The 10685-nt window shown below is 74.2% G+C and carries 10 protein-coding genes; 3 read left to right on the forward strand and 7 right to left on the reverse strand.

The features are described 5' to 3' along the window. Positions 1-1218 (reverse strand): cysteine desulfurase-like protein, encoded by a 1218-nt coding sequence (locus FHL79_RS18865; RefSeq protein WP_138760116.1) that lies wholly within the window; start codon positions 1216-1218, stop codon positions 1-3. A gap of 98 nt (positions 1219-1316) precedes the next feature. On the opposite strand from FHL79_RS18865, the gene FHL79_RS18870 reads away from it, so the two are divergent. Beyond that, the gene (locus FHL79_RS18870) at positions 1317-1862 is read left to right on the forward strand and encodes a bacterial proteasome activator family protein (RefSeq protein ID WP_138760117.1); all 546 of its coding nucleotides are present in this window, start codon (positions 1317-1319) and stop codon (positions 1860-1862) included. Between the two features lie 7 nt (positions 1863-1869). On the opposite strand, the gene FHL79_RS18875 is transcribed toward FHL79_RS18870, so the two are convergent. From FHL79_RS18875 to FHL79_RS18895, 5 genes are read right to left on the reverse strand one after another with little or no spacing between them, the layout of a single operon-like run. After that, entirely contained in the window at positions 1870-2217 is a 348-nt protein-coding gene (locus tag FHL79_RS18875; protein WP_138760118.1) for a glycerol dehydratase reactivase beta/small subunit family protein, read from the reverse strand. Next, positions 2214-4112 (reverse strand): diol dehydratase reactivase subunit alpha, encoded by a 1899-nt coding sequence (locus tag FHL79_RS18880; protein WP_138760119.1) that lies wholly within the window; start codon positions 4110-4112, stop codon positions 2214-2216. The genes FHL79_RS18875 and FHL79_RS18880 overlap by 4 nt, the downstream gene beginning before the upstream one ends. 1 nt (position 4113) lies before the next feature. Next, positions 4114-4710: a propanediol/glycerol family dehydratase medium subunit gene (locus FHL79_RS18885; protein ID WP_138760120.1), complete on the reverse strand. Its 597-nt coding sequence runs from the start codon at positions 4708-4710 to the stop codon at positions 4114-4116. Positions 4711-4713: 3 nt separating this feature from the next. Further along, positions 4714-6426, reverse strand: a complete 1713-nt coding sequence (locus tag FHL79_RS18890; protein ID WP_138760121.1) for a propanediol/glycerol family dehydratase large subunit — start codon at positions 6424-6426, stop codon at positions 4714-4716. Positions 6427-6437: 11 nt separating this feature from the next. Continuing rightward, positions 6438-6869, reverse strand: coding sequence for a diol dehydratase small subunit (locus FHL79_RS18895; protein ID WP_138760122.1), 432 nt, complete (start codon positions 6867-6869; stop codon positions 6438-6440). A gap of 133 nt (positions 6870-7002) precedes the next feature. On the opposite strand from FHL79_RS18895, the gene FHL79_RS18900 reads away from it, so the two are divergent. Both FHL79_RS18900 and FHL79_RS18905 read left to right on the forward strand, forming a co-directional pair. Next, positions 7003-7410: a GlcG/HbpS family heme-binding protein gene (locus tag FHL79_RS18900; protein WP_138760123.1), complete on the forward strand. Its 408-nt coding sequence runs from the start codon at positions 7003-7005 to the stop codon at positions 7408-7410. A gap of 86 nt (positions 7411-7496) precedes the next feature. After that, a complete protein-coding gene (locus tag FHL79_RS18905) occupies positions 7497-9008 on the forward strand; it encodes a helix-turn-helix domain-containing protein (protein ID WP_138760124.1) in 1512 nt (503 codons plus the stop codon). 76 nt (positions 9009-9084) lie between these two features. Here FHL79_RS18905 and FHL79_RS18910 read toward each other — a convergent pair. Then, positions 9085-10685: methyl-accepting chemotaxis protein (locus FHL79_RS18910; protein WP_138760125.1), on the reverse strand; the 1601-nt coding region annotated here is incomplete at its 5' end.

The raw sequence follows: 10685 nt of genomic DNA on the forward strand, positions 1-10685 counted from the left end.
TCACCGCAGGGCGGCGACGCTGTCGATGACGTGGTCGACCTCGTCGACCGTGTTGTAGTGCATCAGCCCGAGCCGGACGGCGCCGCCGTCGTCGTTGGCCCCGATCGCGTCGAAGAGCTCGCGGGAGTAGAAGTCGCCGTCCCAGGCGCAGACCCCGCGCCGGGCCAGCTCGCGGGCGACCTGGCGGGGGCGCATCCGCGGCAGGGTGAACGACAGCGTCGGGGTGCGGTACTGCGGCGAGCCCAGCACCTGGACGTGGGCCATCGAGCGCAGCGCCCGGTCCAGCCGGTCGAACAGCGCGTCCTCGTAGCGGCCGACGGCGGACAGCGAGACCGCCAGCCGCTCCCGGCGGGTGCCCGGGGTCTCCGGGCACAGCGCCGCGAGGTGGTCGACCGAGGCGGCGACGCCGGCGTACAGCTCGTAGGGCGGGGAGCCCTGCTCGAACCGGTCGGGCACCCGGTCGGGTGCGGGCACCAGCTTGTCCGGCCGCAGCTCGTCGAGCAGCCCGGGGTGGGCGACCACCGCGCCCACGTGCGGACCGCCCCACTTGTAGGCAGACAGCGCCACGAAGTCGGCCTCCAGCCGGGTGATGTCCAGCAGCATGTGCGGCGCGGCGTGCGCGGCGTCGACGTAGACCAGGGCGCCGGCCCGGTGGGCCCGCAGGCCGATCGCGGTGACGTCGGGGCAGGTGCCGATCGCGTTGCTGGCCGCGGTCACCGCCACCAGCCGGGTGCGGTCGGTGAGCAGCTCGTCGTACTGCCAGTCCGGCAGCTCCCCGGTCTCGATGTCGACCTCGGCCCAGCGGACGACCATGCCGATCTCGTCGGCGATCTGCAGCCAGGGCCGGATGTTGGCGTCGTGGTCCAGCCGGCTGACCACCAGCTCGTCGCCGCGCCGCCAGTGCTTGCCCAGCGCGCGGGCCACCGCGTAGGTCAGCGAGGTCACGTTGGCGCCGAGCACGACGCCGGCCGGTACGGCGCCCACCAGGTCGGCGACGGCCGTGCGTGCACCGGAGACCAGCTGCTCGGCGCGGGCGGAGGAGGCGAACACCGCGCCGCGGTCGGCGATCGGCACCCGCATGGCCTGGGACACCGCGCGCACCACGGACTCCGGCACGAGCGCGCCGCCCGGGCCGTCGGTGTGCACCAGCCCGTCGGACAGCCCCGGGAACAGCCCCCGGACGCGAGCCACGTCCAGCTGGCCCGCCCCCGACGACATGCCGGGAGCGTAGTCAGTCCCCCTGGGTCGCCCGGCGCGGGCGCGGGCGCGGCCGGGCGGGCCGCCGCCCTCCGCGCGGGCCGGGGCAGGATGGGGGCATGACAGCACCCCGTCCCGGTGAGCAGCACCCGCAGCAGGTCCTCGTCGTCGGTCCCGACGGTCAGCCGGTCGGCGCGATGGCCATGCCGCAGGGCGACGCCGCGGACGGCGGGCCGACCGGCATCGGCGACCTCGTCGAGCAGCCTGCCAAGGTCATGCGGATCGGTACGATGATCAAGCAGCTGCTGGAGGAGGTGCGGGCGGCGCCGCTGGACGACGCCAGCCGCAACCGGCTCCGCGACATCCACGCCTCCTCGATCCGGGAGCTGGAACAGGGGCTCGCGCCGGAGCTGCGCGAGGAGCTGGAGCGGATCACGTTGCCGTTCAACGAGGAGGAGACGCCCTCGGACGCCGAGCTGCGGATCGCGCAGGCGCAGCTGGTCGGCTGGCTGGAGGGCGTGTTCCACGGCATCCAAACGGCGCTGTTCGCCCAGCAGATGGCTGCCCGCGCGCAGCTGGAGGAGATGCGCCGCCGGGCGCTGCCGGCGGGTTCGTCGGACCAGGGCCAGCCCGAGGCGCGGCACGGCGGCGGCCAGTACCTCTGACCCCGGCTCAGCCGAGCGGGAGGTTCTTCACCACCCGCGCGCCGGTCCGGCCGATCCGCCGCCGGTCCGGCGCGGGAGCGTCGGCGCCCAGCGTCGCCGGGGGGTGGTCCAGCGGGAGCTTGCCGTGGTGGACGGCGGCCGCCCCGGCCGCGTCCACGCCGATCCCGACCTCGAGCCGGGAGGCCTGCGCCGCGGCGTGCGCCAGCCCGGTGGCGGTCAGCCCGTCCGGGGCGTCCACCACCTCGGCCGGCACGCCCTCCTCCTCCACGCCGGCGCACACCTCGCGCACCACCGCCGGCGGGGCGCCCGGGTGCCGGTACACCAGCACCGCCGGCGGCTCGTCCGTCCTGCTCACCGGACCGGGGCTGCCGGCCCGGACCGCACCGGTTCGGCGGCGTAGGCCCGGACCAGGCCGGAGGCGACCGCGTTGCGCGGCCCCTCGGTGCCCAGCACGTTGCCCGTGCCGCAGACGATCCCGTACGGCGCGAGCGCGTCGGCGATCATGTCCGGGATCTCGAAGTCGAGCGCCGAGCCGCCGAGCAGGACGACGAACTCCAGCGCCCGGATGTTGCCGCCCGGGGCCACCTGCCGGAGCGCCCGCAGGGCGTTGACCACGAACACCCGCCGCTTGGCCTCCCGGCGCAGCCGGCGGACGTGGTCGAGGCCGTGCCGGGTGGGCACCGGCGCCGGTCCCTCGGGGCTCAGCACCACCACCCGTGCGTACACGTGCGGCGGCAACGGCTGATCGAAGAACTGCACCGTGCCGTCCTCGTGCCGGACGTGGAAGAAGCTCTCGACCTTCGCCAGCGGGAACCGCTTGACGCCCTCGGCGACCTCCCGGTCACCCAGCGCCAGCTCGGAGTCGATCAGCTTGGTGACCAGCTCGCCGGCTCCGGCGACGTGCACGGCGGTGCACTCGCCCTCGCGGGTGAGCAGCGCGGCGTCGGTCGAGCCGCCGCCCAGGTCCAGGACGGCGACCGGCCGGTCGACGCCCGGCGTGGTCAGCGCACCGTTGACGGCCATCTCCCCCTCGACCCCGCCGATCACGGCAGCGGCGCCGAGACCCTCGGAGACGAGGTCGGCCACCAGCTGCATGCGGCTGCGGCTGGTGCGCACCATCGCCGCCAGCGCGACGGCGTTCTCGAGGGCGACCTCCCCGGCCAGCCCGCCGCGCACCTCCGCCGGCACGAACGTGTCGACGGCGAGCACGTCCCGGATGGCGATCTCGGACACCGGGACCGCAGGCTGCCCCGGGGTGTCCATGACGTCGGCCATGGTGTCGCGGACCTGGGCCAGCATCCCGCCGACGTGGGTCCCCGGTTCACCGTGCGCGTCGTCGAGCGGTTGCGCCCGGGCGACCGCCTCCATGATCGCCTCCGCCCCTGCGTCGACGTCCACCCGCAGCGTCTTGCCCGCACCGCGCAGCACCAGCTCGCCCACCGGGATCCGCCGGTCGGTGACGTCCCCGGACGGGGTGCGGACCACCACCGCCGAGCGGTTGCCGGTCAGCGCGCGAGCCACCGGGGAGACCTGCCGGGTCTGCGCCGGGTCCAGCTCGAAGACCGTGGCCAGGCCGTAGGAGTTCGACAGGGTCCGGATGGTGCGGCCCGGCGGGGCGACCTCCACGGCGGCCAGCATCCCCAGCGGGACCTTCTCCACGGCAGCGACCTCGTCGACGACGGGCACCGGCCGGGTCAGCCGGTTGGTGACCAGGACGGCGTCGTCCCCGGCCAAGATCGCGGCCACCACCTCGGCACCGCCGGCGACCGCGGTGTTGATGGCCGCCGCGGCGTCGTCGAAGTCCCAGCCGGGCGGCACCACGCAGACCACCGGCTGCCCGGGCTCGGCCGTTCCGAGCCCGGTGATCGACACGGTCGTGCCCACCCCGAGGCCCTCTCCGCCCGGGGTGGTCGGGTTGTGGCCGATCATCGTCGACTCGGTGATGATCGTCTCGGTGATCGTCTCCATCGCCAGGCCGCTGATCACCGGCGTCGCCTCGTTCAGCAGGACGGTGGCCACCCGGTCCGCGCCCCGACCACCCCGCGCGAGCGCGCCCCGGATCGCCGTCAGGGCACCCGCCGTGTTGGCGGGGGTGCCCTTGACGCCGGTGGTCCGGGTGAGGTCGGTGCCGAGGTAGGAGACGGACCCGTCGGGTGCGACCTCCGCCAGGCACGCCTCGGTCGTGGAGTTGCCGATGTCGACGCCGACGACCAGCCGGGTCCCCGTGGGTCCGTCGTCCCGCGTGCTCACCTCAGCCAGCGGTGCCCGGTCCGAAGACGGCCTCGACCTCCACCGGCCCGCGGTCGGCCTCGATGCACTCGAACTCCTTCAGGTGCAGCAGCGCGGCCTTGGCCTGCCACCGGGGGCGCGCCATCTGGTCGTTGCGGGTGGGCACCGGCTGGGGCGACTCCCCCTTGGCGTACTGCGCGGCGTTGGAGCCGATCATGCGGAACACCGGTGCGTCCAGCAGTGGCGACTGGGGGAACAGCTCCAGGTTGCTCAGCCGAGCGAGGTCCTTCTGGTGGATCATCGTCGTCCCGCGGGACAGCATCCCCACCGAGATGCCCGACCCCGACAGCCTCGCCGCGATGTGCGAGATGGCCGCCAGGTCCGCGGTGTCCCGGACCCGGATCAGCCGGGCGGTCACCCCCTGCTCCTCGATGCCGGCCATCAGCTGGCGCAGCACCTCGGCGTGCGGGACGTCGACGATGGTCTTGCTGAAGTGACCGGCGAACGCCGGGGACAGGGCCACGACGACCTCGTCCGGTCGGCTACCGCGTCGGGCCGGCCCGATCTCCCGGAGGGTGACGGTGCGCTCGGGCGGGGCCGTCGTCGTCGGGGTCGTCATGGCTCAGCCCACCTCGGTCTCGGGGTTCGTCGAGGACGTGACGTGACGCAGCTTCTTCAGCTGCTCCCAGCGCTCGCCCTCGAGCCGGTAGCCGGTGCCCGGACCGGCGTAGTCGTTGGGGTCGTTGATCGCCGACAGCGGCACGAAGTCGGCGGTCAGGATGGCGGAGGTCTGCAGCAGGTCCCCCGACACCCGCTGGCGCAGGACGGTCAGCAGGTTCTCCGCGACGTCGTGGAACCCGGAGGACTCGAGCGCCTTCACCAGCTCCAGCCCGGTGATCCCGCGCTCCATCACCGACTGCGCGCCCTTCAGGTCCGAGAGCACGTCGCGGAACGGGTAGTCGTTCGAGGAGTTGGCGTAGGTGGCCGCCACGACCTCGTCGTCGGTGATCGGCGGCAGGTCCAGGTGGGCGAAGACCGCCTGCAGGGCCCGGGCCGCCTTCTCGCGCGCCTGCAGGATCTCGTCCTCGCGGACGTGCCGGAGGCCCCCGTCGACCTGGAAGTCGCGCTGGATGGTGTTCCAGTCGTCGAAGTCCTCGGTGTCGAAGTTCGAGCCGGCGAACATGTTGTCCGCGTTCGGGACCGAGGAGTACCCGGAGCACACGAAGTCGGTGCCGGGCAGCAGTTGCGGCATCGCCCGGGCGGTCCGGCGCATCGCCGAGTGCGAGAACGACTGGTCGTTGCCCGACGCGCACTCCAGGTCGACCATGCTGGCCACCAGGTTCTCCGCGGCCACCGCGCGCAGCCCGCCGGGCACCGCACCAGGCACGCCGATGCAGCTGATCGAGCCGTTCTGCAGCCCCTGGACCCCGGCTCCCTTGGCCATCAGGATGCAGCGGATCTCCAGGTACAGCATGGACTTGCCCTCGGCGTTGCCCATCTGCACCTCCGACCCGGTGCCCGAGGTGAAGCGCATCTTGATCCCCCGGGATGCGTAGGCCCCGGCCAGGAACGCCTTGGACCACGGGGTGTCGTCCCCGTCGATGAACACCGACTCGGTGCCGTAGATCGAGATGGTCTCGGCGTAGGCCGTGATGCCGCGCATGCCCAGCTCGAGCTCGGTGGCCTCCTCCAGCGCGCACTGGGTGAGCACGCCGCCCCGGCCGACCTGGGCGCCCACCTGCAGCGCGATGGCCACCAGCGGGGCGTACCGCAGCACACCGAGCGTCGTCTCCAGCTCCGCGAACCCGCGCAGCGCGCCCTCGGCGGCGTCGGCGGCGACCTGGATGGGGTTGTCCCGCGCGCTGGTCGAGTGCCCCTGGTTCGCCGGGGTCCGCCGGGCGCGCATCTTCTGCATGCCCTGCATGATCTCGACGACGTTCATCAGCTTGACCACGTCGAGGACCTTCGCCGGGGTGAGCCCCCGGGTCACCGCGAGCACCTCGTCCCGGGAGACGCCCGGGTCGATCAGCATGCGCGCGACCTGGGCCGAGGGGAGGGCGTTGGACTCCTCGGCGGAGGCCACGTCGATCGCGTGGTTGGCGATGAAGGTGTCCATGAAGTCGAAGTCGTCGCGCAGCTTGCCGTCGAGCTCCACGATGCGGCCGTCCTCGACCCGCACGCTGGGTACGGGGTCGAAGTCGCTCTCCATGGCGACGAGGCCCTTCTCGGGCCACTCCTCGACGAACCCGTCCAGGTTGACGGCACGGGCCTCGAGGATCTCGGTCCGCAAGGACTGCTGGTGCCCGGTGGACTGCCGGGGCGCGGTGCTGGTCATCGGGTCTCTCCTCAGTCGTCGTCGCCGGTCGGGCGGGCGAGCAGGTCACGTCGCTCGTACACCTCGGCGGCCTCGCGGACCAGCGCCGCGCAGACCGGCGCCGAGTAGGTGGTCTCCAACCGGTCGGCCAGCTCGGCCAGCGCAGCCCCGGTGGAGGCCCGCGGCCGGAGCGCGTTGTACATGGCGAGCACCTCGGCGTCGGGGATCGCGGTCATCTCCGCGGCCCGGCGGAAGTTGCCGGCCAGCTGGGGCCGGCCGCTCGCCTCGGCGAGCTCGGCCTGCAGCATCAGCGTCTCCGGCGAGATGCGGAGGTCCTCGGCGGACAGCTCACCGGAGACGACGGCGTCCATCGTCAGCGCCGTGATCGGCTTCCCGGTCGGGGTGTGCAGCAGGTCCGGCCGGTTGATCGACAGCGGGTAGTCGTCCCGGGTCAGCGCAGTCATGCGGAGAGCTCCCTCGGTGTCTCGACGGTCGAGGTCACCGTGACACGGGTCACGTTGCCTGTTCGTTGCCTGCCGTCGGGTCGATGTGCCGCAGGCCTTGTCCGCGGCCCCGACCACGCGGTTTGCTGCCGCCATGAGCACCTCTGTGAGCCACGAGCAGGCGCGTCGGATCCTGGACGCCGGCATCGCGAAGGCCGACGAGATCGGCCAGCCGATGAACATCGCGATCGTCGACGACGGCGGGCACCTGGTGGCCTTCGGCCGGATGGACGGCGCGATCCGGGCGAGCATCGACATCTCCACCCGCAAGGCGGTGACGTCGGTGCTGATGAACGCTCCCACGGCGGCGCTGACCGACCTGGTCCAGCCCGGCGCCGAGCTCTACGGCCTCGAGCACACCGCCGGCGGCATGGTCGCCTTCGGCGGCGGTGTCCCGCTGCACCGCGACGGCGAGCTCGTCGGTGCGGTGGGCGTGAGCGCCGGCTCGGTGGCCCAGGACGTCGAGGTGGCCACCGCAGCGGCTGCGGCGCTCGGCGACTGACCGGGCGCAGCCGGTTGCCGTGAGCGGCGTGGCTGGGCCAGGATCCACCTCGGAGAGGCGGCGCCGCGACGAGGCGCCGGACGACGATGTCAGCAGAGCGGGTACGGCACAGGGGCTCCCCGGCGCCCGAGGCCCTCGGTGACCAGCGGGCGCACGCCCGTGAGCTGGCCGAGGTCTTCGACGCGGTGCTCGGCGACCGCCCGAGCCGGCGGGCACCGCGCCCGGTCGTCTCGGAGTCCTGGCGGCGCAGCCTCGCCGCGCACGTCGACCCCGACCACCGGACCCCGCCGGTGGTGTTCGCCGCCGACCAGCTGCCCGACCTGCGGGCGGCGCACCCGCTCAGCGCCTGCCTGCCGGTGCTGCGCAGCACGCTGGGCGGCATCGCCGACGACGCGATGCACGTCATGCTGGTGACCGACGCCGACGGGCACATCCTGTGGCGGGACGGTGCCGCAGCGGTGCTGTCGCACGCCGACGGGGTGGGGCTGGTCCCGGGGGCGCGGTGGAGCGAGAGCGCCATCGGGACCAACGCGATGGGCACCGCGCTGGCGGTCGACGCGCCGGTCCAGATCCACTCCGCGGAGCACCTGGTCCGGACCTACCACGGCTGGACCTGCGTGGCCGCCCCCGTGCACGACCCCGAGACCGGCGCGATCCTGGGCGCGGTCGACGTCAGCGGCCCGCTGCACACCGTGCACCCGGCGCTGCTGCAGCTGGTGTCGGCCACCGCCCGGCTCGCCGAGGCCGAGCTGCGGGTCCGGCTGGCCGTCGCCGACGAGCAGCTGCGGATGCGGCTGCTGCCACACCTCACCGGGCTCGGTGGCACGCCCGGGGCGCTGGTCGGCCCCACCGGCCGGGTGCTCGCCGGGCAGCCCTGGGGCTGGTGGCCCGACCGCGTCCCGCTGCCCGCGGTCGACCGCCCGGTGCAGGTCAACGGCCGCGAGGTGGTGGTCGAGCCGCTCGACGGCGCCTCCCTGCTGCACGTCGTCACCCCGACCGCCAGCACACCGCGCGGCCCGCTGCCCCGGCTGGCCCTCCGACTGCTCGGCAACGGGGTGCCGAACGTGGCAGTCAACGGACGGGCGGTGCCGCTGACGCTGCGGCTGGCCGAGGTGCTCACCGTCCTCGCGCTGCACCCCGCTGGCCTGACCGGCGAGCGGCTCGCCCACCTCGTGTACGGCGACGCCGGGAACCAGACGACGGTGCGCGGGGAGGTGCGCCGGCTGCGCGCCCTGATCGGCCCGGAGCTGCTGCAGACCCGGCCCTACCGGCTGGTGCCCACCGTGGTCAGCGACGTCGCGCAGGTGCAGGCCGCGCTGCAGGCCGGCCGCGCCGAGGCGGCACTGGCCGCCTGCCCCGGGCCGCTGCTGCCCGGGTCGGACGCCCCGGCGATCCGGGAGCTGCGCGACGAGCTGGTGGCCGGGCTGCGTCGCGCCGTGCTCGCCACCGGTGAGCTGGAGCTGCTCCAGGCGTTCACCGCGCACCCGCTGGGCCGCAACGACCTCGAGGCCCACGACCGGCTGGTGGCCGACCTCCCGGTGCACGACCCGCGCTGGCGCCGGGCAGCAGCCCGGCGCCAGCGACTCCAGTCCGAGTGAAGGACCCCGCTGCCCCCCACCTGGCCCCGTCCAGAGGCTCGCCCTGAGCTCGTGAAGGGTGAGGAGGACGGGGTCCTCACACCGTGAAGCGGCGGACGGCGTCCTGCAGTTCGTCGCTCATCCGGGCCAGGTCGGCCGCCGAGCGCTGGGCCTCGGCCACGCCCTGGTTGGTCTGCTGCGTGCCCGCGGCCAGCCCGGAGATCGCCGTCGCGATGCTGCGGGAGCTGCTGGCGGCCTCGGCCACGTTGCGGTTCATCTCGTTGGTCGTCGCGGTCTGCTCCTCCACCGCGGCGGCGATGGTGGCCTGGTAGTCGTTGATCTGGCCGATGACGGTGCTGATCTCACCGATCGCCGCGACGGCGCCCGCGGTGTCGGCCTGGATGGCCTCGACCCGCTGGGAGATGTCCTCGGTGGCCCGCGCCGTCTCCTGCGCCAGCTCCTTGACCTCGCTGGCCACGACGGCGAAGCCCTTGCCGGCCTCCCCGGCGCGGGCTGCCTCGATGGTCGCGTTGAGCGCCAGCAGGTTGGTCTGCTCGGCGATCCCGTTGATCAGCTTCACCACGGTCGCGATCTCCTGCGACGAGTCGCCCAGCTTGCCGACGGTGCGGGTGGTGTTCTCCGCGACGCTCACGGCCTGGCCCGCCACCCGGGAGGCCTCGCTGGCGTTCTGCGAGATCTCCCGGATCGCTGCCTCCATCTGCTGCGAGCCGGTGGCCACGGTGTCCACGCTGAAGGCGACCTCCCCGGCCGAGGCGACGACGACGTCGGCCTGACCGGTGGCGGCGCGGGCGCTGTCGGCCATCCCGGCGGCGCCGGTGTTCAGCGCCTGCGAGGCCACGGCCAGCCGGCCGGCGGAGTCGCCGACCAGGCTCAGCACGCTGCTCAGCGCCACCAGGGTGCCGTCGAGCGAGCGGGCGACGTCGTTGAGCTCCGCGCCGCCGGTCTCCCCGGCCCGCGCGCTGAGGTCGCCGCCGGCCACCCGGTCCAGCACGTCCTTGATCCGCCCGACCGGCCGCATGACCGACCGGACGATGAGCAGCGCGAGGACGACCGACACCGCCAGGCCGACGAGGACGATCGCGATGGTGAGGGTGCGGGCCGAGGAGTAGGCGTCCCGGGCCTCCTGCACGGTGGTCTCGGCGCTCACCGAGGCGGCGTCGGTCGCGGTCACGATCGAGCTCTCGATGGTGGCCTCGGCGACGTCCATGGCCTGCAGCAGTGCGGGGCTCTGCGCGGGGTCGGCACCGGCCTGCAGCTGGCCCAGTGCGGCGAGGTAGCTGGTCACCGAGTCCGAGAACTCGGTGAAGGCGGCCTGCGCGTCCGGGGAGAGCGGCATGTCGGCGACGGCGGCCTGGTCCGCGGTCAGCTCCTGCGCGGCAGCGGCGGCGGCCTGCTGCTCGTTGGCGATGGTGGCCGGCGGCAGCGCGACGATCGCGGCCCGGGCGGTGTGCGCGCTGAGCGTCCACCAGTCGGCCTGGAGCTGGCGGAGCCCGTCCAGCGGCACCGCGCCGTCGCTGTAGACCTCGTCGGCCTGCGTGGCCAGGTGCGACATCCGGGCGATGCCGACTGCGCCGACGGCGACGGTGGTGAGGGCGACCAGCAGGATCGCCACCAGCAGCCGGCCGCGCAGGCCGACCCGCTCGGCGAGGCGGGCGGGGGAGCGCTCGGGGTCAGGGG

This window comes from Modestobacter altitudinis (assembly GCF_005930475.1).
GTDB classification, from domain to species: Bacteria; Actinomycetota; Actinomycetes; order Mycobacteriales; family Geodermatophilaceae; genus Modestobacter; species Modestobacter altitudinis.